Origin of the sequence: Rhodococcus sp. WS3 (assembly GCF_003797085.1) — a bacterium.
Classification (GTDB): domain Bacteria; phylum Actinomycetota; class Actinomycetes; order Mycobacteriales; family Mycobacteriaceae; genus Rhodococcus_F; species Rhodococcus_F globerula.
Window position 1 is genome coordinate 2,907,366 of the sequence record NZ_RKMA01000001.1, and the last position, 22,569, is coordinate 2,929,934.

The 22,569-nt window shown below is 61.8% G+C and carries 23 protein-coding genes and 3 tRNA genes; 11 read left to right on the plus strand and 15 right to left on the minus strand.

All coding sequences use genetic code 11. The features are described 5' to 3' along the window. Window positions 1-53: 53 nt before the first annotated feature. Entirely contained in the window at window positions 54-1,130 is a 1,077-nt protein-coding gene (gene hisC, locus EEB13_RS13160) for a histidinol-phosphate transaminase (RefSeq protein WP_141485424.1), read from the minus strand. A gap of 62 nt (window positions 1,131-1,192) precedes the next feature. Here hisC and EEB13_RS13165 point away from each other — a divergent pair, with 62 nt between their 5' ends. The 3 genes from EEB13_RS13165 to EEB13_RS13175 all read left to right on the plus strand — a co-directional run bounded on the left by EEB13_RS13165 (window position 1,193) and on the right by EEB13_RS13175 (window position 2,252). After that, a complete protein-coding gene (locus EEB13_RS13165) occupies window positions 1,193-1,909 on the plus strand; it encodes a dienelactone hydrolase family protein (RefSeq protein ID WP_033235114.1) in 717 nt (238 codons plus the stop codon). 96 nt (window positions 1,910-2,005) lie between these two features. After that, window positions 2,006-2,097 (plus strand) — tRNA-Ser (locus tag EEB13_RS13170). 82 nt (window positions 2,098-2,179) lie between these two features. Continuing rightward, window positions 2,180-2,252, plus strand: a tRNA-Arg gene (locus tag EEB13_RS13175). A 132-nt stretch (window positions 2,253-2,384) separates the two neighbouring features. Here EEB13_RS13175 and EEB13_RS13180 read toward each other — a convergent pair. Continuing rightward, complete coding sequence (locus EEB13_RS13180; protein WP_141485425.1) at window positions 2,385-3,614, minus strand: metal-dependent hydrolase family protein; 1,230 nt, start codon at window positions 3,612-3,614, stop codon at window positions 2,385-2,387. Between the two features lie 239 nt (window positions 3,615-3,853). On the opposite strand from EEB13_RS13180, the gene EEB13_RS13185 reads away from it, so the two are divergent. From EEB13_RS13185 to EEB13_RS13195, 3 genes are all read left to right on the plus strand, one after another. Beyond that, window positions 3,854-4,687, plus strand: a complete 834-nt coding sequence (locus tag EEB13_RS13185) for a MurR/RpiR family transcriptional regulator (RefSeq protein ID WP_141485426.1) — start codon at window positions 3,854-3,856, stop codon at window positions 4,685-4,687. 85 nt (window positions 4,688-4,772) lie between these two features. Continuing rightward, window positions 4,773-5,414 carry a dihydrofolate reductase family protein gene (locus EEB13_RS13190; protein ID WP_033235111.1) on the plus strand — a complete coding sequence of 214 codons (642 nt, stop codon included), beginning with the start codon at window positions 4,773-4,775 and terminating at the stop codon, window positions 5,412-5,414. A gap of 67 nt (window positions 5,415-5,481) precedes the next feature. Beyond that, on the plus strand, window positions 5,482-6,669 hold the full coding sequence (locus EEB13_RS13195; RefSeq protein ID WP_033235110.1) for a cation:proton antiporter: 1,188 nt from the start codon (window positions 5,482-5,484) through the stop codon (window positions 6,667-6,669). Here EEB13_RS13195 and EEB13_RS13200 read toward each other — a convergent pair. From EEB13_RS13200 to EEB13_RS13220, 5 genes are read right to left on the minus strand one after another with little or no spacing between them, the layout of a single operon-like run. Beyond that, window positions 6,666-7,904: an alpha/beta hydrolase family protein gene (locus EEB13_RS13200; protein WP_141485427.1), complete on the minus strand. Its 1,239-nt coding sequence runs from the start codon at window positions 7,902-7,904 to the stop codon at window positions 6,666-6,668. The genes EEB13_RS13195 and EEB13_RS13200 overlap by 4 nt on opposite strands. Window positions 7,905-7,933: 29 nt before the next feature. Beyond that, entirely contained in the window at window positions 7,934-8,629 is a 696-nt protein-coding gene (locus EEB13_RS13205; RefSeq protein WP_045066414.1) for a DUF998 domain-containing protein, read from the minus strand. A gap of 10 nt (window positions 8,630-8,639) precedes the next feature. Continuing rightward, window positions 8,640-9,044: a very short patch repair endonuclease gene (locus EEB13_RS13210; RefSeq protein WP_092805926.1), complete on the minus strand. Its 405-nt coding sequence runs from the start codon at window positions 9,042-9,044 to the stop codon at window positions 8,640-8,642. A 20-nt stretch (window positions 9,045-9,064) separates the two neighbouring features. Then, window positions 9,065-9,943, minus strand: a complete 879-nt coding sequence (locus EEB13_RS13215; RefSeq protein ID WP_045066418.1) for a hypothetical protein — start codon at window positions 9,941-9,943, stop codon at window positions 9,065-9,067. A gap of 13 nt (window positions 9,944-9,956) precedes the next feature. After that, window positions 9,957-11,102, minus strand: a complete 1,146-nt coding sequence (locus EEB13_RS13220; protein WP_172936952.1) for a DNA cytosine methyltransferase — start codon at window positions 11,100-11,102, stop codon at window positions 9,957-9,959. A 248-nt stretch (window positions 11,103-11,350) separates the two neighbouring features. On the opposite strand from EEB13_RS13220, the gene EEB13_RS13225 reads away from it, so the two are divergent. Continuing rightward, on the plus strand, window positions 11,351-11,938 hold the full coding sequence (locus tag EEB13_RS13225) for a putative glycolipid-binding domain-containing protein (RefSeq protein ID WP_072782699.1): 588 nt from the start codon (window positions 11,351-11,353) through the stop codon (window positions 11,936-11,938). Between the two features lie 24 nt (window positions 11,939-11,962). Here EEB13_RS13225 and EEB13_RS13230 read toward each other — a convergent pair whose 3' ends face one another. Further along, window positions 11,963-12,934, minus strand: coding sequence for a prephenate dehydrogenase (locus EEB13_RS13230; RefSeq protein ID WP_141485610.1), 972 nt, complete (start codon window positions 12,932-12,934; stop codon window positions 11,963-11,965). Window positions 12,935-12,982: 48 nt separating this feature from the next. Here EEB13_RS13230 and EEB13_RS13235 point away from each other — a divergent pair, with 48 nt between their 5' ends. The 4 genes from EEB13_RS13235 to EEB13_RS13250 all read left to right on the plus strand — a co-directional run bounded on the left by EEB13_RS13235 (window position 12,983) and on the right by EEB13_RS13250 (window position 14,465). Further along, complete coding sequence (locus EEB13_RS13235) at window positions 12,983-13,522, plus strand: tRNA adenosine deaminase-associated protein (protein WP_033235104.1); 540 nt, start codon at window positions 12,983-12,985, stop codon at window positions 13,520-13,522. Next, the gene (locus EEB13_RS13240) at window positions 13,523-13,984 is read left to right on the plus strand and encodes a nucleoside deaminase (protein ID WP_045066420.1); all 462 of its coding nucleotides are present in this window, start codon (window positions 13,523-13,525) and stop codon (window positions 13,982-13,984) included. Between the two features lie 142 nt (window positions 13,985-14,126). After that, a complete protein-coding gene (locus tag EEB13_RS13245) occupies window positions 14,127-14,318 on the plus strand; it encodes a CsbD family protein (RefSeq protein ID WP_033235102.1) in 192 nt (63 codons plus the stop codon). 56 nt (window positions 14,319-14,374) lie between these two features. Beyond that, window positions 14,375-14,465, plus strand: a tRNA-Ser gene (locus EEB13_RS13250). 143 nt (window positions 14,466-14,608) lie between these two features. Here EEB13_RS13250 and EEB13_RS13255 read toward each other — a convergent pair. The 7 genes from EEB13_RS13255 to EEB13_RS13285 all read right to left on the minus strand — a co-directional run bounded on the left by EEB13_RS13255 (window position 14,609) and on the right by EEB13_RS13285 (window position 22,500). Beyond that, window positions 14,609-15,103, minus strand: coding sequence for a DUF1877 family protein (locus tag EEB13_RS13255; RefSeq protein ID WP_095887676.1), 495 nt, complete (start codon window positions 15,101-15,103; stop codon window positions 14,609-14,611). A gap of 367 nt (window positions 15,104-15,470) precedes the next feature. Next, window positions 15,471-17,033 (minus strand): AMP-binding protein, encoded by a 1,563-nt coding sequence (locus tag EEB13_RS13260; protein ID WP_051730583.1) that lies wholly within the window; start codon window positions 17,031-17,033, stop codon window positions 15,471-15,473. 165 nt (window positions 17,034-17,198) lie between these two features. Continuing rightward, window positions 17,199-18,632 carry an aldehyde dehydrogenase family protein gene (locus EEB13_RS13265; protein WP_045066426.1) on the minus strand — a complete coding sequence of 478 codons (1,434 nt, stop codon included), beginning with the start codon at window positions 18,630-18,632 and terminating at the stop codon, window positions 17,199-17,201. 18 nt (window positions 18,633-18,650) lie between these two features. Further along, entirely contained in the window at window positions 18,651-19,754 is a 1,104-nt protein-coding gene (locus tag EEB13_RS13270) for an NAD(P)-dependent alcohol dehydrogenase (RefSeq protein ID WP_141485428.1), read from the minus strand. Further along, window positions 19,751-20,995, minus strand: a complete 1,245-nt coding sequence (locus tag EEB13_RS13275; RefSeq protein WP_045066429.1) for an NAD(P)/FAD-dependent oxidoreductase — start codon at window positions 20,993-20,995, stop codon at window positions 19,751-19,753. The genes EEB13_RS13270 and EEB13_RS13275 overlap by 4 nt, the downstream gene beginning before the upstream one ends. Further along, the gene (locus EEB13_RS13280) at window positions 20,992-21,186 is read right to left on the minus strand and encodes a ferredoxin (RefSeq protein ID WP_033235099.1); all 195 of its coding nucleotides are present in this window, start codon (window positions 21,184-21,186) and stop codon (window positions 20,992-20,994) included. The genes EEB13_RS13275 and EEB13_RS13280 overlap by 4 nt, the downstream gene beginning before the upstream one ends. A gap of 30 nt (window positions 21,187-21,216) precedes the next feature. After that, window positions 21,217-22,500 (minus strand): cytochrome P450, encoded by a 1,284-nt coding sequence (locus tag EEB13_RS13285; RefSeq protein WP_045066434.1) that lies wholly within the window; start codon window positions 22,498-22,500, stop codon window positions 21,217-21,219. Window positions 22,501-22,569: the final 69 nt, after the last annotated feature.

Consider the following 22,569-nt stretch of genomic DNA (forward strand, 5'->3'; position numbering starts at 1 on the left):
CCTGGCCGCGAGAACGAATTCTAGGGCTGGGCGTAACAGTTATGTATCAAGTGTCACGCGCTGACGCCGATTCCCGCCAAGCGCTTGGCTTCGTCGGTCAAGGCAAATGCGAGGAAGGCATCGTTCTCGTCCGGATCGCCGATGGTCATGCGGACGCCCTCGGTGCCGTACTGGCGGATCAGGATGCCGGATTTGGTACTTGCATCGGCGTAGCCGGGAGAGAGTTCGCGAAGCGGCAGGTAGACAAAATTCGCCGACGATTCGGGGACGGTGTAGCCGGCCTCGATCAGTGCGGTGCGAACGCGAGTCCGCTCCGCGATGACGGCGTCGGTGCGGGCGAGGAGTTCGTCGGCTGCGGCCAGCGACGCGATGGCGGCGGTCTGCGCGAGCGCGCTCACCGAGAACGGTGTGTGGACCTTGCCGAGCGCGACGATGATCTCGGGATGGGCCACCGCGTAACCCACCCGGATGCCGGCCAAGCCGTACGCCTTCGAGAACGTGCGCAGTACAACCACATTCGGGCGATTGCGAAACAGTTCGATGCCGTCCGCATCGGATCGGGAGTACTCGTAGTACGCCTCGTCGAGAGCGACGACGACGCGGGGCGGGACGGCGTTCAGGAAGCTTTCGAGTTCCGCTTTCGACAGTGCATTGCCGGTCGGGTTGTTGGGGTTGCAAATGAAGATCAGGCGCGTGCGGTCCGTGATCGCGGCGAGCATCGCGTCGAGATCGTGCCCGAAATCCTCGGCCAGCGGGACCTTCACCGACACTGCGTGGCCAACCTGAGTCACCACCGGGTAGGCCTCGAAGGAGCGCCACGCGTAGATGACCTCGTCGCCCGGATCGCATGTGACCTGTACCAACTCTTGGCACAGCGTCACAGAGCCGCAACCAGCAGCGACGTTTGCCGGTTCGACATTCAAGAATGACGCAAGCGTCTCGATCAATGCCACCGCGCCGTTGTCGGGGTAACGATTCGCGTGTCCGACAGCTTCGGCCACGGCATCACGGACGCTGGGCAGCGGGCCAAGTGTCGTTTCGTTGCTCGCGAGTTTGATCGCACCCGGAAAATTGCGTCCGGGAACGTAGGCGGGGATCGAAGCGAGGTCGGGGCGAATGTGTGGGGTCACAGTCCGATTATGCGCGCTCTGATTCGGTGCGCTCGAGCCGTCCACGTGTCAGAGTAGGAAGCATGTCGGGAATGTTCCGAGATGCCGCGAATCTGCGGGTGGCCGACGGCGGCGTCGCCACTGTGCCACTGACCGTGGTGGAACCCGACGGCCCGACCCGTGGCGCGATCGTCGTATTGCACGAGGCGAGGCAATTCAGCAAAGCGCTCCTCGAGTTGATGGCTGCCCTTGCCGTCGACGGCTGGCTGACCGTCGCCCCGCATCTTTTTCACCGTGAACCCGAGGTAATCCAGGGCGATGTTTTTGGTGACAACCTCTTTGCCGACGTCGACGCGACCCTCGATTGGCTCACGGGCCGCGACGTCCCGGCCGACACCATCGGCGTCCTCGGTTTCGACGCGGCAGGCACCGCGGCGATGCTCGTCGCAACCAGTCGTCCCGTCGGTGCGGCTGTGAGTGTCGCCGCTCGTGGGATCGTCGAAGCGCTGTCCGTCGACGCGCAGGCATTGCTCGACGCAGCGGTGTCCCTGCAAGCCCCGTGGCTCGCCCTTTACGGGGAGGACGATCCCGACACTCCACCCGAGCACGTCAACAGACTGAGGGAGGCGACGGCAAAAGCCGACGTGGCGACCCTGGTGGTGAGCTACGCAGGATTGCAGCATCGAGCCGACGAACCACCACAAGTCCCCGAAGGCCGGGACGACGACGATCCCTGTGCAGCCGCGATCATCGACGCCCGCACCCGGATCTTCGACTGGTTCGACGGCAACCTGCGATAACGCCATGAATCAGGGCTCTGACCACTCGTTTTGCCTTTGGTGGTGAGAAGTGTGTAATCTTTCGTCCCGGCGGTCCGAAAGGATCGGAACCCCCAGGGAGGCGTGCCAGAGCGGCCGAATGGGACTCACTGCTAATGAGTTGTCCCTTTTACGAGGGACCGGAGGTTCAAATCCTCTCGCCTCCGCCACGCCGGTGATTTTGACCGGCGGGTAAGAAATGATAGAAAGTACGACGGCAAGACACGCAAGACCAGCAACACAACAGAACATGCGCCCGTAGCTCAACGGATAGAGCACTTGACTACGGATCAAGAGGTTAGGGGTTCGAATCCCTTCGGGCGCACAACAGAAAGCCCCTCACCAGCAGAGATGCCGGTGAGGGGCTTTCTTGTATTTCTGCACATGCACACGGATGCATCCGATTGGCCTGATGTCTATTGGCGACGTAGGCCTCCGCATCCCGCTGTTATGTCCATCACCTAGCGATGTCGGTGACGCCGCTGCCGTGGATCACGTGACGCAAGTACCGCTCCGGCGTGGTGAGGACAGTGAGATCCTGCTCCGGGTCCCCGTCCAATACGAGGAGGTCCGCGTGAGCGCCCGGCGCGAGGGTGCCGATCTCTCCTTCCATGCCGAGCAAGCGCGCAGCAGTGCTGGTGGCGCTGCGTATCACGTCGAGGATCGGCTGAACGCGCGCACGGATCGTGAACTCTTCGAGTTGACGCGTTTGCAGATGCCCGAGCAAGTCGGTGCCGTAGACCAGATTCACTCCTGCCCGGTGGGCCTGTTCAAGCGCGCCGACGGCCGCTGTCCGAACCTCGTCGAGCTTCTTCAGTGATCCTGCGGACAGGCCGGATGCAGCACCGGCCTCGTACATCGCCTCGTACGTGATGATTGTCGGGACCAAGAAGGCGTCGTTCTCGACGAGCAGGCGGATCGACTCGTCGTCGATGAGGTTGCCGTGCTCGACGCATCGCACGCCAGCCCTCAGCGCCTGATTCACCGAGCGCGGGTGGTAGGCATGCACCGTGACGTACCGATTGTGGTTCTCAGCCTCGATGACAGCCGCACGTATCTCTTCCTGTGTGTACTGGACCGCTGAGATCTCGTCAGTCGGGGATGCGACCCCACCGGAGACGACAAGCTTCAGGTGATGCGCGCCCTTGCGGAACTCGTCGCGGGCCGCGTGGCGAACGGCATCAACGCCGTCCGCGATCCGTCCGAAGTCGGGTTTCAGCTGACAGCAGGGCGCAGAGGTGTCATTGAGAGAGCGGAAGTCTCCGTGGCCACCGGTCTGCGATAGTGCTTTACCGCCGAAGATCAGTCGCGGCCCTGGGACCAAGCCCTCTTGCAAAGCACGGGCCATTCCATGGTCGGCGCCACCGACATCACGCACGGTGGTGAAACCACGTCGGAGCATGTCGCCCGCCGAGCGCAGCGCTCTGACAGTCGCGTAGCCGGGCGTCCATCCAGCAATTTCGGCGGTATTTGTCGTCGTCACCAGGATATGGACGTGTGCGTCGACCAAGCCGGGCATGACGGTTCCCCCACCTGCATCGATGATTCGAATGTCACCGGGCGAAGCGGGGGGCCGCCCTACCCCGCTGTCGACGATCCGCCCGTCGGCGATATCGACCCAGGCATTCTTCTGCCGCTCGCCAGTCGAGGGTTCGAGCGTGTGGGCGTTTATTACCCGAGTGTGCATGGTCTCTCCTTGAAAACGATTGATTGTTGTCCGTGGGCTGCGGGAATGTTCGCGCCGAGGCCGGGATGCGCGCAACATTAGATGCATAGTTGCGATTCATGCAACACTTTGTTCATGTGAAGTTTCCCCAGAGAGGCCTGAGATTGCGGTGATAGCGTGACTGCGACCAGTGACGTGTTTCAGGTCGTCAGCGACGCTTGATGCCATGTATTAGATCCAGTGAAAAGAGGCGCTCCGAGGTGACGGTTGGGACGATGCTCGCGCAACGAGCAGAGCGCGCGAACCTCGGAGCTCAGGCCGATCGGGTCCTACAAGTTCTTGCACAGATGCCGCAGTTCGCCTCGTATGCATCTGGCCGCGAAGTCGCCGAGCGAGCTGGGGTGAATGTCTCCACTGTTGTGCGGACCGCCCAGCAGCTCCAGTTCGAGGGGTGGAGCGATCTTCGTCTAGCGCTCCGAGCCGAATATCTCGACTCTCTCGTGACAACAAATCCCGAGCGCCCCGAATCAACGGAGGCGGCGGCGCAAATGCTGAGGCAGGACGTGGCAAATCTCGCCGCCGTCTCGTCCGCGGCCAACGTCACTGCTATCAAGAGCGTTGCCGACGCGATGAAAGCGGCCCGTCGAATCGTGTTGATCACCAGTGGATCCGGGGCAGGACCCGCACAGGTACTCAGTTACCTGGCGTCCGTCTACGGATACGACATCCGCCTCTCGGCCGGCTCCGCAACGTCGCAGGCGATACACGTGTCACACCTGGACGAACGCGACTGTGTCATCGTCATCAATGTTTGGCGCCTCACCAGTACATTGCGTGGATTAACCCGTCTTGCACGCGAAAGGGGCGCGACTATCGCCGTTCTCACCGACCTGCACTCGTCACCCCTGAACACATACGCCGATCACGTCGTGATCACCCCGATCGAGGGTATCTACGTGACTCCGTCGCTGACAGCCATGGTCGCTGTCGTCCAGGCCATCCTCGCCGAGCTCGAAAGCTCCGATGCTCGTTTTTCGGCCGGACGCATCGAGCAGGCTTGGGACACGCTCGGTCTCATGGACGATCAGGCTTGATGCATAGTCCCGCCGCCGATGAGTTTCACCTCTCCGCCGAGTCTTAATTCCCGTATTGCCATCATCGAGAGTGTGGGAGCGCACAGTGAATCAGCTACTACGGGTCCAGAACTTCACCATCTCCAGTGACGGAGTCGCCGCGGGTGAGAACCAGAGTTTCGAGAGCCCGTTCGGGTTCGACCATCGCGATATGTTTGCGTGGGCCGGAGCCACGGCCAGCTGGCCGAATCGAACCGACCCCGGTGGAAGTCGAGGGCTCGACGATTACTTCTCTCGCGACTTCGCCCAGAATATCGGCGCCGAAATCATGGGCCGCAACAAATTCGGATTCCAGCGTGGACCCTGGAAAGACCTCGAGTGGCAGGGATGGTGGGGCGACGAGCCGCCATTCCACACGCCCGTGTTTGTCATGACCCACCACCCAAGACCGTCGTTCACCCTTTCCGACACGACTTTTCATTTTGTCGACGCAGACCCGACGACCGCGCTCGAGCAGGCCCGCGAGGCCGCACAGGGTAAGGACGTCCGGCTCGGCGGTGGGGTGACCACAATCCGGGAGTTTCTCGACGCGGATCTCGTCGACACCATGCACGTCGCGGTTTCTCCGGTCGAGCTCGGTTCCGGGCTCCGTCTCTGGGAGTCGCCGGACGAGCTGCGTGACCGTTTCAATCTCGAGATCGTGCCAAGCCCGAGTGGGATGACCCACCACCTGTTCTGGCGAAAATAACTCAGAGCGGTAACGCGCCGCTGATGTAATCGCAGGCACATCTGTCGTAAATGCCCGATAATGATCCGTGCCCTCAATTGCCTCGTCGCTGTTCTGGATTGCGCTGATCGCTGCGCTCGCGCCCTTTGTCGCGGGCCTGTTCCCGCGGCGCCTGGTACCGGAAGTTGTGCTGCTGTTGGTCGCCGGCGCGGTTGTCGGGCCATTTGCGCTCAACTTGGCGGCAGAGAGTGAGGCCATCGGGATCCTTCGGGAACTGGGCCTCGGCATGCTGTTTCTGCTCGCCGGCTACGAGATCGACCGCAAGGAACTGAGCGGCGCTGGTGGCCGGCGAGCGCTGTACACGTGGCTGTTCTGCCTCGCCTTGGCGTTTGCGATTGTCGCGCTCTTGGGGGCGCAGGGTGTGATCTCCGCAGAAGCGGCCGTTGCGATTGCGATGACGTCAACGGCGTTGGGCACCCTGCTGCCGATTCTCAAGGACAACAAAATCCTCGACACCCGGCTTGGCCGGACGGTCCTCAATCACGGCGCTGTCGGCGAACTCGGCCCTGTCGTTGCGATGGCCGTATTGCTCGGTGCGCGTGGCGCTGTCCTGTCGCTGGTGGTTCTCGCGGCATTCGCGCTGATCGCGGTCATTCTTGCGGTGCTGCCGACCAAGCTGATTTCGCACGGATCGTGGACGCACACACTTGTCCGTTCCGGCGCGGACACCACAGCACAGACCACGGTTCGCCTGACGATCTTGTTGCTGGTCGGGCTGGGTGCACTCTCGGCCGTATTCTCGCTGGACGTTGTTCTCGGCGCCTTTGCGGCCGGTTTCATCCTGCGACGCCTGATGCCCGACGGCAACGAGCGGTTGGAGATCAAGCTCGACGGTATTGCTTTCGGATTCCTCATTCCGATCTTCTTCATCACTTCCGGAATGGCAATCGACGTGTCGGCGGTCGCGGAGAATCCCACCGTCCTGCTGGCGTTCCTTGTTCTCATCATCGTGGTTCGCGGTGTGCCGGTGTTTTTCACGACCAAGTTCGAGAAGGTCGAACCGCCTTTCAGTACCAGGGAGAGTGCACAGGTCGCGCTGTACGGGGCTACTGGGTTGCCGATGATCGTGGCCGTCACCGGTGCTGCTGTCAGTGCCGGTCAGATGTCGTCGGACAATGCGTCGATTCTGGTGGCGGCGGGCGCAATTACCGTTCTGCTGCTCCCGATGTGTGCAACGTTGCTGAACCGTCCGGCGAAGGTCGCTTCGGTCGTCTAGAGACCCAACTGCTCGTCGAGCCAGTCGAACATGCGTTGGTCGGTGAGGCGCCTCGCCATCGGTTGGCAGTGGAAACTCGCGCCTTCTGCTGCCGTGAACGGAACCACCGTGGTGGGCCCGCCGGACAATGAGGCGAGGCGTTGCGATTGCCCCGGCCAGAACTGTTCGTGTTCTGGATCGGTGATCAGCAGGGGAGTGGTGATCGAGCCCGCAACATGTTCGAGGCGGTATTTCCGTACCTCGGCCAGAGTGTTGTAGTAGCCGTCGGTCAGGTAGGGCCGGGCTCGGAACCGCCAGGTGCGGGCCGTTTCCTTCGACGCTCGCAACCCCATCGCCATGTCCCGGTCGAAGGCCTCCGACTTGCCTTCTTCCAGCAAGTTCTGCATGCCGCGCGGTATGTGAACGAGCCACGACGCGGATACGTCGACCACGCCGGGATCGGCGATTGCCGCGGCGATCCGATGCTCGAACGCCAGTGACTGTGGCACCCAATAGCCGCCCTGACTGATGCCGCACATCGCCAACTTCGACGCGTCGACGTCGGGTCGGTCGATCAGGAAGTCGACGACAGGGGTGATGACAGTTTCCCAGTCATGGCGGAACGGAATATTGTTCTCGAACAACATGGACTGCTGACCCGGTCCGTCGAACATCAGCACGTTGTAGCCGCGTTCGAGCGCTCCGGCGCCGCCGTTGACCCACATCGAACTGATGGGGCCGTCGCTGCCGTTCACCATGATGAGCGTCGGGCGTCGTACATCTCCGGGTGGACGGAAGAAGTACCCCGGCATCGTGGTGTCCTCGTACGGAATCCGCACGCGCTCCACGGAGTGCGAGGTGGTGTCGACAAAACCGTCCCACGCGCTGCGGTGATGCCGGAACGTGGGAACTAGAACAGAGTCGTCGGTCAGTCCGTCGACGGCATTGACGGCCACAGCGAAGTACGACGCTGCCCGCAGGTACGCACTCGACGCGCTGCGCGGATGTCCGGCGCGCGCGGATTCCTCGGCTTCTTCGAAGATCCGCGATCCGAGGTCGAACCACGCGACGTACCAACCCTCGTGGTCTTTGTCGCCGACTTCGGCGACGGCAGCAAGAACTTCGCCGGTATCGGAGGCGCCGTACGTTGCCTGTCCGAGGAGGACTCGCAGTTCGTAGTCGAACGACTCGTTGCGATAAAACCCCGTGGTGAACGCCTGATGTGGGTGGGAGAAGAACGTCGACGCGAGTGACATGGGCACACCCTTCGGTAGGTCCGTGTATGTCAGGATCGCCCGAAATCGCTGTTCAAAAACCTTTCCTGTCGCCGCAATACCGCACAACCCAGGGTGCACAGCCACAAAGACATTCCCAAAACCTGTGCACGTTGGGCGATTCCCAAGCCCAGATTACCGCCGCCGGCCAGTTCTATGCCGTTAGTTGTCAACATCCACACCGTCGCAAGGGAAGTCACGATCAAAAGGCCCAATCCGACGGTGCGCAACAGCGGATGCTCGCGATAACGGAAGGCCCCGACGGTGAACGTGATCATCGCGGTGAAGATCGCAAAGACCGCTACGCTGCTGGTCAAAGCATGAACGTGATGTAGTTGCGGCAGTAGTCCGCCGGGCTCGCTCGCCGCGCAATCCGGGCCGGAGCAGTCCAGCGGAAACGACGCGTCCGCAATCGTGGCCACGCCGAACACAGCCAGTGCAATCCAGCCCGCCACATAGAATTTGCGTCGCTCCGTAACCAGTAGCCCGAGCGTCGCTGACACCAACATCAAAACGGCGGAGATAACGTCGGCGTTACCGAACACGTCGCGGTACTTCTGATTTGCCGCGTCGAGTTCACTGAGGAACGACGTCACCGGATCAAGTCCGGTGTCGAGGAAGAACTCCAGAACCCACGACGAGTACACGATTCCACCGAGAATCAACGCACCCGCCAGAACTACTCGCGCTCCACCAAGTCCGCTCACCTCACGAAGCTTACGGAGACAGAAGAGTGTTCCGGACGCGTTCGGCTGCCGTCGACGGATCTTCGTGCTCCCAGATGCGGATGACGGTCCAGCCCTGTTCGGCGAGGCGTGCGTCGGTGTCCCGGTCTCGCAGCACGTTGGCGGCCAACTTGTCCGCCCACCACTGCGCATTGTTCTTGGGGTATGTCGCGTGGAGCGGGCAGCAATGCCAGAAACAGCCGTCGACGAACACGGCCACCTTCCGCCGCGGAAACACCAAATCGGCCCGTCTACGAACACCTTTGACGGGAGCCCGATCGACGAAGTACCGCAGTCCGCTCCGATGGAGTTCGCGCCGGATCGCGATCTCGGGTTTGGTGTCGCGTCGACGCTGTGCGCTCATTCGAGCGCTGGTTGTCGGATCCGTCGCGGGCACTGTCTTCACTTTCGTGGGGTTCAGCTGTCGGAGTCGTCGCCGTCGTCCGGGTCTGACCAGGTGGGGGCAAACCTGTTGCGACGCTCCACTTCACCGTGCACGATGGTGACAAAATCGTCAAACGAGAGTGTTTGACTCTCGGTGGGACGGCCGTTGCGGGGAGGTGGCTCGTCGACGTCGAAAAAGCGTACGCCGCCATCGGTTTCGTACAATCCGATGAACACTTTTTCGAAGAGGTCGTAGCGCGTGTCCTCGGCGCCCAGATCAACCCACGCCTTACCCGGAACGCCGACAACCGCACGTTTGCCGCGGCCGGAACGCTTCGACAGCGTCGTGACGTGGTGGGCGAACGAGGATTTGCCGGTGTCGCTGGTCTTGGTGGGGTCGCCGTCGTCGCACGTGGCGTACGGCTCGAACATGACGGCCACCAGAACGCTGTAGGGCTGTCGCTGATGCAGAACCATTGCCTCGCCACGCAATTCGTGATCATTGCGGACGATGTTCTTGGTCCAGCGGCCGAGCTTCCCGCTGCGGGGGCTGTAGTCCTGGAAGTTGTACGTCTTGATCGACACGCACAGGATCAAGCCGAGTGTGGGGTCGAGTGCCTTGACATCCAAGCGCTTTCGGCCCTTCGCGACATCTACCGTCGCTTCCTGGCCTTCGCCCGTCGCAGTGGGGGTGATGTTGGGGTACAGCGGGCGCAAGGCGTCGGCAACCGTCTGGGCGAGTTGATTGGAAAGCCGCTGCGCGTAGTTCTTCTTCTCGCCGCGGTCGGCGTCTGCCGCAGGTTTGTCGCCCGCGAGTCGCAATGCGTCCCACAGTGGTTCGTGCTGGGGTTCCGGAAACAGCGTTTCCGGAAACAGGGTCTCCGGCTCGGGAAACAGTGAACCCTCGCTCATGCCACTGCCCCGTTCATGCCACTGCCTCGGGATATCCGCCCATCCGCTCGAGATGGCTTTCTACGTCCTCGATGAATCCGGGAATGAAGCGAAGGTTGCCCATCCGTGCGCGTTTGAGGAAGCCCGCAGTAGCCCGAGCGGACAGCAACCGAGTGTCTTCGAGGAATCCGCTCAGATCCTCGTAGTCGTGTTGAACGGGCCACGTCGAGGTGTGGACGCGGAACGCTTGGCGGTTACGGCCCCACGCGGCACTCGGCCAGGCGTCGCCAGGTTCGAGGGGTGTCTCGTACTCCGCGTCGTATTCGATGGGATCGACCAGACGGCTACCCACCCACGACGCCATTCGCACGCTCACGGCATTTCCGACGAGCTTCCAGCGATGGCTGTGGCGTAGGCCGGGAACGTCGACGGCCGGCAGTGTCCAGTCGGGATCAAAACCCTGTAGACGTTCGGCGTCGACCAGGCCTGGCGTGACGATCTCACCCGAAGGTAAGCGGACGGCCGGCTGGCTGGGGATTCCGACGGAAGAACCGCCCTTGAGCGTCGGTACGGCGTTGACGGCCCAACCGAGTCCGCGGGTGCCCTCGGTCCAGTAGAAGCCGCACGGGAAATCGGCAGGGTCGCCGCCGAGTCGCTCACCGGCATCTTGTCCGAAGAGGATTTCGCGGGGATCTTCGGTGCGCGATGCCAGCATGATGACGCGCTGGCGGCGCTGAGGGAGGCCGAATGCCCGGGCGTCGACAACGCGGTACGCCCACGTGTAACCGAGGTCTTCGAGAGCGTCGGTGATGTGCCGCATGGCTGCGCCCTTGCCTAGCTGCAGCATGAATGGCACGTTTTCGATGACCAGCCACCGTGGACCCTTTTTGCGCTTGACCAGTCGAAATACTTCGTCGACGAGGCCCGAGCGGGCGCCGGTAATGCCCGCAGTCTTACCGGCCTGCGAGAGGTCCTGGCACGGGAAACCGGCAGCAACCAAGTCGATATCGGCCGGGAGCGCACGCAGTTTCGTGACATCGCCATGCAAGGGGACGTCCGAGAACCGGGAACGGAGAACTGCCTGGGCGCCCGGGTCGATTTCACACAGCAGTTCGGTGTTCCACCCGTGCTCCGACAGACCCAACTCGAGCCCACCGATACCGGCAAACAACCCCACCATGCTTTGCGACGACGTCACAGCACCCTTCCTCACGAACCGACTTGTAAGCACGTTACTCGAGAAGTCCGACAGCTTTTGCCACAACTTTTCGCGCACCGGCATTCCGCACGTATCGGCGGCCGTATCGGGCTGTGAATCGCCTTACACACACAGTCCCAGGTCACCGACGCCGCGGAAAAGGTCCCTGATCGCAGTAATAATCACCAGCCAGCAGTGCTCTCGAGGGCATCGTCCATTACCGTGGTCGGGTGAGCATCCAACCTTCCGATAGCGCATCCTGGCCTGCGGTATTGACCTGGCAGGCGCACAACGCTCCTCGCATGGAGTCGGTACGCGTGCAGTTGAGCGGAAATCGCATCAAGGCGTCAGGCCGGATCATCGGTGGCGCGTGTAGCGAACATCCCGCATTCAGCGCCTCATATGACCTGGTCACAGACGAGGCCGGTATCACGCGCAGGTTGTCGGTGCGTACCGCCCTCGCTGCGGGTGAGCGTCAGATGTCGATCAGCCGAGACGAAGAGGGAACCTGGATGGTGGAGAACGGCGCCAACCACCAGCGCTCGTCCTTCTCCGGCGCGCTCGACGTCGACGTGATCCTCAGCCCGTTCTTCAACACCCTTCCCATCAGGCGTTTCGGGCTGCAGAACGACACCCAAGATGTCGAGGTTCCGGTTGTGTACGTCAACCTGCTGGATCTGCGGGTCGAAGCCGCAACCATCACGTACAGCAGCGGTACCGACGGCATCAGCGTGATGTCACCCGTATCGAGTGCAACGGTGACCGTCGACCACGAAGGATTCATCCTCGATTACCCAGGACTGGCCGGCCGGATCTGACAGTCGGGATCTGACAGCGGGGATCTACCTGCGTTGCCGGATCACGCCGCCGCGGCGGCCGGCGTCGCGCATCCGGTCGATCCAGCCGGATTCTCCGACGCTCACCTCGGTGATGTCCCAACGCTCATGCCCTTCGTAGGCTCCTCGCGCGGCAAACCCGGCATCGACGAGTTCCGCTGTCGAACCGTGCGCGTGCAGTTCGCTTCGCGCCCTCTGCAGTAGAGCGAGAGCCTCGTCCAGTGCGACCAGCAGAGCGTCGCGGTTGCCCTCGCACATTGCCCGCACCAGTCCCGGCGCACTGCCGGCCACGCGGGTGCCGTCGCGGAACGATCCGGCGGCCAACCCGAGCGCGAGTTCACCACCGGCGGCGCCGGTGATCGCCAACGATTCGGCGAGCAGGTGCGGCAGATGAGAAATCCGGGCCACAGCCCGGTCATGTTCGAGAGATTCGGCCGGAACGACGACGGAACCGCAGTCCAGAGCGAGGTCCGCGACCTGCGTCCACACATCTGCGTCGACGCCGTCGTCGGTGGCCACGACCCACACGGCGTCGATGAACAGGTCTGCGTCGCCAACAGCCCAGCCAGACGCGGAGGTTCCGGTCATGGGATGGCCGCCGACAAAGCGGGCACTCAGGCCACGACGCTCGACGGCTGCCTTCACCTCGCCCTTCACACTTACGACGTCGGTGATCGGATTGTTCGGGGCATGTGCGGCAATGGCTTCGAGGGTGGCGTCGACGGCCGGCATGGGCACGGCGATCACGATGATTGCGCCGGTCTCCTGAGCTTTCCGAAGAGTGGCAGCAAGATCGGTGTTGGCTTCGAAACCGTCGGCGCGCGCTGCGTCGGCCGACTCGCTCGAACGGTTGTAACCCCACACCTCGCGACCGGCGCGGGCAGCGGCGCGCAACAGCGAACCGCCGATCAAACCGAGGCCGAGGACGCAGACGGGAGGGGCAGAATCGGTCGCAGACACCCGTTCAGGTTGGCATATCCGGGCGCGGACTTCACTCACGGGCACTAGCCGGGCTACCGTTGCGCCATGGGTGCACAGCGCGCGAGTAACAAGAGCGCCTCCTCGAACCAGTCGGAGGAGTTCGAAGGCTTCGGCGTGGCAGTGGTACGTGACGAAGGCAAGTGGACGGTCAAGGCTTTGACCTCTGCGGCTTTGACGTCGTTGTCGAGCGCCGAAACCGAACTCCGCGAGCTTCGTAGCTCGGGTGCCGTTTTCGGCCTAATCGACGTCGACGAAGAGTTCTTCATCATCTTGCGTCCTGCGCCGACGGGAACGCATCTGCTGATTTCCGACGCGACCGCCGCGATCGACTACGACATCGCAGCGGACGTCCTCGACGCGCTGAACGTTGAAATCCCCGACATCGATCCAGATGACCTCGACAATGTCGAGCCCTGGGAAGAGGGGGATCTGTCGGTCCTGGCTGATCTGGGGCTACCGGAACCCGTTCTCTCGGTGATCACCGCCGATACTGATCTGTATCCCGACGAGCAATTGGCGATGATCGCGCAGCGACTCGGATTCGAATCCGAATTCTCTGCCGTGCTCGACAAGCTCCCGCGGTAGATGTCACTCGCTGACGATCAGCGCATGATCCGTGCGGCCATCAGTGCCGCGCGCAGTGCATCGGTCTCCGACGTTCCCGTTGGCGCGGTTGTCTTCGACGCGGACGGCGTCGAGGTTGCCCGTGCGGCCAATGCGCGGGAAGCGTCGTCCGATCCCACGGCTCACGCCGAGATTCTCGCGTTGCGTGCAGCGGCGAAAATCTACGGCGACGGTTGGCGTCTGGAAGGTGCGACGCTCGCCGTCACTCTCGAGCCGTGCACGATGTGTGCCGGCGCGTTGGTTCTCGCCCGTGTCTCCAGGGTCGTTTTCGGGGCCTGGGAGCCCAAGACCGGTGCCGTCGGATCGCTGTGGGATGTCGTTCGGGACAGAAGATTGACCTACCGTCCGCAGGTGCGCGGTGGGGTGCTCGAAGACGAATGTGCTGGGCTTTTGGAGGATTTCTTCCGCGATCAGCGGGGCTGATTCCGCTATTCCCGAGCGAGACGGATTCCACATCGGGGTGGCAGTAACCGGCAGACGCAGGCATGGTGGAGGACAGATGCCGTCACGGTATCTGCGAATTGCCGGAAGGTGATTTGTTTCGCGTTCACTCAAGGGAGTACTCGTGGGAATCGCAGACAAAGCTCAGAACAAGGCAGAAGATCTCGGCGGCAAGGCCAAGGAAGCTACTGGCAGTGTCACCGGCAACAAAGACCTCGAAAACGAAGGCAAAGGCGACCAGGTGAAATCGGCGGTCAAAGACGCTGGTGAGAAGGTCAAGGATGCTGCTTCCAGCGTCAAGGACAAGCTGACCTAACGATCCGCCACCAGGCGATTTCGGTCTCGGGCACACCATCCGGTAAAGTCACCAACGGTGGCGTGTCCGAGCGGCCTAAGGAGCACGCCTCGAAAGCGTGTGACGGGTAACCCCCGTCCGAGGGTTCAAATCCCTCCGCCACCGCCAAAGCTCCCCACCTGTTCACGCAGGTGGGGAGCTTTTTTTGTGTTTCTTGCCGGTGCTGCAGCTGCGTTGAGAGTCGCTCGACACAACGAGTAGGACACAACGAGTAGGACGATCGAGACCCGCCTGCTGACAGTGGTGGGCAGTCAGAACCGCACGGTGAACACCACGTGCCGATCGTCGCGGGCCGCGCGCTGGAAAAAGTCCACCACTTCCTGCAGCCAACCCCAGGCGTACGTGCGCTCGTCCACGCCGTACTCCGGGTTGCGGTCGTCGAGCGGCATCGCGTCATAGCCTGCGCCGAACTCGAATTCGGTGATTTCCGCCAGGTACGAGGCGACTTCGGCGACCCGATTGGGCGTCATATAGGTAATCAGTTGGTCGTCGGTGTTCGTGTTGAGGTCCTCGTCCCCCAAGATCACGCCACATGCCGGCCAGTTCTCGGGCGCGCGCTGGTACCCGCCGTTGGAGAGGGAGCACAGGATCGGGTCCCACGCCTTGTCCGTGTCGCATGAGAACTCGGAGCGCCCTGTCTCCTCGATGTCCTCGACCAACGCATCGAGTCTGTCGTCGTCGCCACGTGCGTCGAGAAGTTCCGCTGCCACGTGGTCTGAAAGCGCGAAATGTACCCCAAGTTCCATGGCGTGATGCTAACGGCTGCCCCTGGTGGTCAACTCGGGTTCAAATCCCTCCGCCACCGCCAAAAGCTCCCCTGAGGCGCCTGAGCAGCCAGCGCCCGTGATTCTCGCTTCGGGAGAGGCGGATTACGGTGCTGCGGCGTAGAACGACTCATGGGCTCCTGGTTGGTCAGTGATTACCGAGGTCACTGACCAACCAGGAGCCCGCGAATGCGATCACCACAGGCGATCCTGGGAGCCGTGGCAGGAAGCAGGATCTTCCGTGGATTCTGCAAGGTCCACGAGGCGGCGCAGATTGCGTCGACGTGCCAACGTGAGGGGACTATTAGCTATGTCGGGCGGATGGGTCGCCCCGACGCATGGGGTGTCACTACTGACCGTTGGCAAGTTCCCGCAGTTTTTGGCGCGACACCTTGCCCGCGGCCGATCGCGGAAAGTCCACGACAAAGATGTACTCGCGCGGTCGCTTGAAGCCGGCGATCTGCTCACGTACGTGTTGGTCCAGCTTTGCGCGGAGGTCTTCGTCGTCGTTGAATCCGGACGCCAATTGGACGATCGCCACCACTCGTTGGCCCCACTCCGGGTCGGAGACGCCGATGACTCCGACGTCGGCAACGTCTGGATGTTCGAGCAGTGCGCCCTCGACTTCCGCTGGATACACGTTCACGCCGCCGGAGAGAATCAGGTCTGCGCGCCGATCCAATATGTACAGGTAGCCGTCGTCGTCGAAGCGTCCGACATCTCCCGACGTAGTGAATTCGCCCCACTGCGCAGCAGCGGTCTTCTCCGGATCTCCCAAGTATTCGAATGGGCTGGTCTTGAAATAGATAGTGCCCTCTTCACCGGGGGGAGCCTGCTCTCCGTCCAGCCCTCGGAGCACTACGGCGCTCGGGTCCGGTCGCCCGACGGTGCCCGGATGTTCGAGCCACTCGGCGGTGGAGCACACGCACACGAGCCCCTCGGTGGAGCCGAGATATTCAACCAGAACCGGACCGAACCAATCGATCATGGCGCGCTTGGTTGCCGGAGGACACGGAGCCCCGGCATGAAAAAGAACATCGACACTCGAGATATCACAGCTGTTACGAACGCCTGCCGGTAAATCGAGAAGCCGCTGAAAATGCGTGGGAACCATATGGGAGGAAGTAATGGCTTTGTCGCTGATCGTTCGAAGCACCGTTTCGGCATCGAAGCCAGGCAAGACGTACAGCGTGTGCCCAGCATGCAACAGAGAAAGTGAAACACCGCCCGGCGCAGCGTGATACACGGGCGAGCACACCAAATGCCGTCCAGGTCCATGGGGTATTCCCACGTTCCCGAAGAACGGACCGGTCGCCTGGAGCGGGCTCTCGGGCGTTGCATCGATCATCGGGCGGCGGACGCCCTTCGGTCGGCCAGTTGTGCCGGAGGTGTACATCATCGCCGAGCCCAGCGAGCGGGTGGCGGGAGTTTCGTCGGCGAAGAGGGTAAAGGCTTCGTAGCTGGACCAGTCGGCCGGCGCGCCACCGATAACCACGCGGTGCGGAACTGCGTCCTCTATCCGGCCGACAACCTTGTCGGCGAGCTCTGCGTGAACAATAAGGACGGACGCGTCGCAATCGCGCACGATGTACTCGACTTCAGGTCCCGCCAGATGAGTATTGATCGGAACGAAATACAAACCACTTTGCGTGCATGCCAGAGTAATTTCGTAGAACTCGGTACCGTTCAACAGTAGACCCGCGACGACATCGCCTCTGGTCAACCCCAGATCGGCGAACTTGTTGCTGAGCTGGTTGGCCTTACTGACAAGCTCACCGAAAGTTGTTGTCTTGCCTTCCATAACGATCGCGGGCCGACTGGGATCACGTTGGCCCAGAAGCCAGGCGCCGGGCATTGCTATGCCCGTCGGCTGTTGGCGATCCTCGCGCTCGCTGTTGACCACGGTAGACATGAATGTCCTCTTTCCTGGAGGGATATCGGTGACTATTGCGAAGTGTTCGTAATTTTTTCGGACGTGTGCGTTCGCCCACGCATTCCAAGTACCACTGGAAATCCGATGGCAACCAATGTCCAGCACTCTGTGGACATTGGTTGCCAAAGGTCGACCGCATAGCGGCTAGTGGCGCGACGGCCCCGTGATCACCTGCAGTTCGGTGAAACTGTGTAGACCCCAAGGGCCATTTTCGACTCCGATGCCACTGGACTTGTGACCGCCGAACGGGAGATGCGGTAGAACACCGCTGCCATGCCCGTTGATCGAGACCTGACCGGCGTCGATCTGCGGAGCGAGCCTTGCGGCATGTTCGGCGTCGCCCGACCACACGGACGCGGTAAGTCCGTACTCTCCGCGGTTGGCGCGGACGATGACGTCGGCCTCGTCTCGGAACGAGACGATGGGAAGCGCCGGACCGAACTGCTCTTCGTCGACGATGCGCATACCGTCGTCGACCTGGTCGAGGATGGTCGGCTGGTGAAAGTAACCCTTGCGGTCGATTGGTCCACCGCCGGCGGCGGCCCTCGCACCGTTGTTCAACGCATCCGCAACCAAGCTCTTGACCAGATCGAATTGCGGCTTGTTGTTGATGGGCCCGAGCACCGTTCCGTCGACAGTGCCCTCGTCGACCTTGACGGATTTGGCAATTTCACTGAGGGCCTCGACCAGTTGAGGCTGAATACTTTCGTGTGCGTACACGCGCTTGACGGCCAGACAGATCTGCCCGTTGTTGTTGAATGCACTTTGGAACAGGCTGGGTGCGATCTTCTCGACGTCCACGTCTCCGAGAATGACGGCGGGATCGTTTCCGCCGAGTTCCAGAGTGATGCGCTTGAGGCCGTCTGCAGCCCCGAGAGCGACCTTTCGCCCGACCGAGGTCGAACCGGTGAAGCTGACTTTGCGCGGAACTGGGTGCGAAACCATAGTTGCGCCAAGCGGATCCGGCCCGGTGACCACGTTGAGTACACCGTCAGGGAAGGTGCCACGAAGGACGTTGGCGAGCGCAAGCGTTGCCAGCGGTGTGTACGGAGAGGGCTTGACGACGATAGTGTTGCCCGCGCGCAGTGCCGGCGCGATCTTCCACATCGCAAGCGCGATCGGAAAGTTCCACGGGGTTATGGCACTGACGACCCCCATCGGTCGACGGGTGACCTCCTCGAAGCCCTCGGCATCGTCTCGGATGATTTCCCGAGGGATGTCGAGATCGGCGTAGTAGCGCAGCCACATCGCCGCGACGCCGAATTCCATTGCGGCATCGGTGAGGGGCTTGCCCTGCTCCATCGTCAGGATCGGGGCCAGTTCGCCGATCCGGCTCTCGATGACGTCTGCGGCTCGGCGCAATGAGTCACGCCGAAATTCGTCGTCGAACCGCCAAGATTCGTACGCGGTCAGAGCCGCGGCGAACACACCGTCGAGCTGATCCGGCGTGACGGACGGTGCCTGTGCGAATACCTCACCCGTCGCGGGATTGATCACCCCGAAGCTACCCGTGGTAGGGAGATCGCGTCCGTTCGATGTTGCTGCGGCAGAAAAGAATAGCGAATCCGTTGAGGTCATTCTCGATCCATTTCGTGGTCAGTGGTGCGCCGGCGTCAGCACCGGCTTGATTGCCTTGCCGGAGAGCGAATCCTCCACGGCCTGGTTGATCTGATCGAGCGTGTAGGTCTGGACGAGCTTGTCGAAGGGGAACCAACCGCGTTGCCACAGATCCACCAGCTGCGGGAGAAAGACCTGCGGGACCGAACTCCCTTCCAGCACATACGTCACTGACTTGCCTGCCAACAGAACTGGGTCGATGTCGAGCTTTCCGGAACCGCCGCCCACCAACACCGCCTTACCCGGGTTATCGAGGATGCTGACAGCCGTTGTGATAACAGAGGTCACTGCGGTCGTTTCGAAGGAGAAGTCAAGTCCACGCCCGCCGTTCTTGATTGCCTCGACGAGATCCGGTGCATCGCCGCGCACCGTTCGGGTAGCACCAACTTCTACAGCCGTTTCGAGCCGAGAGTCGACCAGGTCGACCACGACGATGTCACGGGCACCTGCAGCCTTGGCTGCCATCACTGCCGCAAGTCCGACACCACCGGCTCCGAACACTGCAATACTTTGTCCAGCAGCCAGTTTCATTTCGTTGAGAACCGAACCAGCGCCCGTCTGCAAGCCGCAGCCGAGAGGACCGAGAAGCTCGAGCGGCAGCGCTTTGTCGACCACGACCACATTGCGTTCGGTTGCAATGGCGTGCGTGGCAAAGGACGACTGCCCGAACCACCGGTTCGCCACCGGGTTACCATTCCGATCGAGCGCACCCGTACTGAGATCCGCGCGGCGCCCCGTGAGGTTTCGAGACATGAATTCGTCGCAGTAGGAAGGGCTTCCGGCAAGGCAGTTGCGGCAGCGACCGCAGGATTCGAAACTCATCAGCACGTGGTCGCCGACTTCGACGCCTCTGACCGCGCTGCCGACCGCTTCGACGATGCCGGAACCTTCGTGGCCGAGAATGATCGGCCCGGTCTGCGCCAGGAAATTGGGATCCCGTAGCAGAAGGTCGGTGTGGCACAACCCGGCGCCGACCACCTTGACGAGAAGTTCGTCCGACTCCAGCGGCCCGAGCTCCACTTCCTCGAGTTCGAACTTGCCGTCGCTGTCACGCAGAACGGCGGCTATTGCGGTAGTGGTCATGATTTCTTCTCCGTGGGATTAACGAGCTCGAGCGCATCTGCCCAGACGCCTTTACCTGCGATAATGCGACGCAGCTTCATGATCTTGCGTTGTTCGTTCAAGGTGGCAGCGCCGACCAGTCGATCGCCCGAGCGGTACAGCGCCACAAATTTGTCAGTGTCAGGATCACCGGAGGCAAAGACCACTTCATCGGCGACTGCCGTGCCGACGAACTGGATGCGGCTCTGATACCAGTCGCTCCAGAAATAGGGGACGGTCTCGTACGGCTTGGCATCTTCCGGCGCAACGGCATTGATGGCAGCCTGGTGCGCCTGATCGGCAGCATTGGTCCAGTTCTCGAGCCGCACCGACAGTCCGTCGAATGCAGGGTTGGGCCAGTGGACGACATCGCCCGCCGCATAGACGTCTTCAAGCGAGGTCTGAAGGAACTCGTTTGCCATCACTCCACCATCCACCGGGTGCAGTTCGATACCCGAATCTGCCAGCCACCCCGTCGCGGGAGACGCTCCCACACCGACGACAACAAGCTCAGCCGGCAACGAAGTGCCGGTACTCAGCCGGACCGCCTCGACGTGAGTGGTGCCGATCAGCCCCTCGACCTGAACATTGCACAGGAGTGGAATTCCGTTGCGTTCGTGAAGCTTTGCGAGCGCCTGGCCAACGGTCTCGCCGACTGCACGGACGAGTGGAATGGGGGCGGCCTCGACGATCGTCACGTCTGCGCCGCGATCTCGGGCGGACGAGGCGAGCTCGGATCCGATGAATCCGGCGCCAACTATCACGAGTTTGATTCCAGGGCGGAGTCTTTCACGAAGGGCGAGTGCGTCATCGAGAGTGCGAAGCCCGACAACGCCCTCCAGATCCGGCATGTCAGGAAGAGAGCGTGGTGACGCACCTGTCGCAATGATCAACTTCTGGTACGGAAGCCAGTCGTTGTCACCAACACGCACGCGGTGCGATGCGGGGTCCAGTCCCGTCGCCGGCGCCCCGAGGCGAAGCTTCACATCGAGGGCGGCGAGCTCCTCGGCCGAAGTGTGATAGTCGGGCGCGGCGCCGTCTTTCAGGAACTGCTTGCTCAGGGGAGGCCGGTCGTAGGGAAGATGGAACTCGTCGCCGACCAGCGTGATCGGTCCCGCGAACCCCGCTTGACGGGCGGACTCCGCAGCCCGCAGACCGGCCAGTGACGCCCCGACGACAACCAGTCCGGCTCCATGATCGATATCTGTTGCGTTCACGATCATGTCTCGTCGAGTGTCAGAGCTTTGGCCGGACATGCACGAACAGCCTCCCGGGCGAGGTTCTCGTCACCGGCATCGACCAACTCCTTGTGGAGAATCAGTGAACCGTCGTCCGCCACCTCGAAGTAGTCCTCGGCTACCGATTCGCAGATTCCGATTCCTGTGCACCGCCCGCGATCGACAATGATTTTCATAGCGTCGTTCCTGTTCTTTGCTGGAGTTTGTTATACGCGTACCGGGAGGTGCTTGATCCCGTTGATGAAGTCGCTGAAGAGGTACACCGGCTCGCCGACCTCCATAGCAGGAAGTTTGGTGAGGATTTGTGAGTACAGTGCCCGCAGTTGGGCTTTGGCGACCATGTGGCCGAGGCAGTAGTGGACCCCGCCGCCGCCGAAGGAAACATGGTTGTTAGTGAAACTGCGCTGCAAATCGAATCGATGGGGATCCTCGAAGACGTCCTCATCCCGGTTTCCCGAGCCGTAGAACATGACGACCTTGTCGCCCCTTTTGAGCTGAGTTCCACCCAGTTCGAAGTCCTGAGTGGCCGTGCGCGCGAAGTTCTGGACGGGTGAAGCGTGGCGAATGAACTCCTCGATCGACTGCGCGATGCGGCCGTCGAAGTCTTCCGTCAGCCATCGCTTCTGGTCCGGATTCTTGTGCAGTGACAAGGCGGTGTGGCTGGTGGTCTGTTTGGTGGTGTCATTGCCGGCGACGCTGAGCAGGACCATCGTTGAGGCGATTTCGAGCTCGGAGAGAGGTTTGCCGTCGAACTCGGCGTTTGCCAGCGCAGTTGCGATGTCGTCGGCCGGATTCTCACGACGGAAATTGACCAAGTCATTGCCGATCTCCGACAGTCTTTCCATCTGCTGCATGGCGTACTCGGCCGGTGTCAGATCCGCTGGGCATTCGTCCGGGTCACCTGCGTTGACGAAGTTGTCGCCCGCTTTGGCGAACTCTTCGACCAGACTCTCGGGGACGCCGACAAGATCGGCGACAGTGAGCATCGGCAACTTCGACGCGACTTCTTCGACAAAGTCGAACTCGCCCGCACCGACGACTCGGCCGACGATCTGCTCGGCGCGTTCTTCGATCTTCTCGCGTAGACGCTTGACGGCCTTCGGAGTGAACGCCGAGCTGATTACCTGGCGGTATCGGGTGTGGTAGGGCGGATCCATCACGAGGAAGGTTGGGGCACCGACTGTTTCGCGGTCAATTGGCGGGAACATTACACCCCGCGCCGAGTCCTGATCGGAGCTGAAGATTTCGTGATTCTGGCTCACGAAGGCGATATCGGCACTTTTGACGAGTGCCCAGAACCCTTTCTCGCTGTCGTCGGGTTTGAAATGCGGGCGTTCCATCGGCTTGTGCCAGCTCACCGGAGCATTCTCGCGCAGCCAGGCGAATGTCTTGTCCCGCTCGGCAAATGTCCGACCCCAGAACTCGACACTTGTGACATCGATGTTCGGGGCAGTCACCGGGTGATCGGTGAATGGAAGTGAGGTGGTCATGCAGGTACCTTTCCGTGGCTCCTGGCGGTGATTTGTTCGGTCGACGAGGTTCCTGATCGTCGCAGGTGT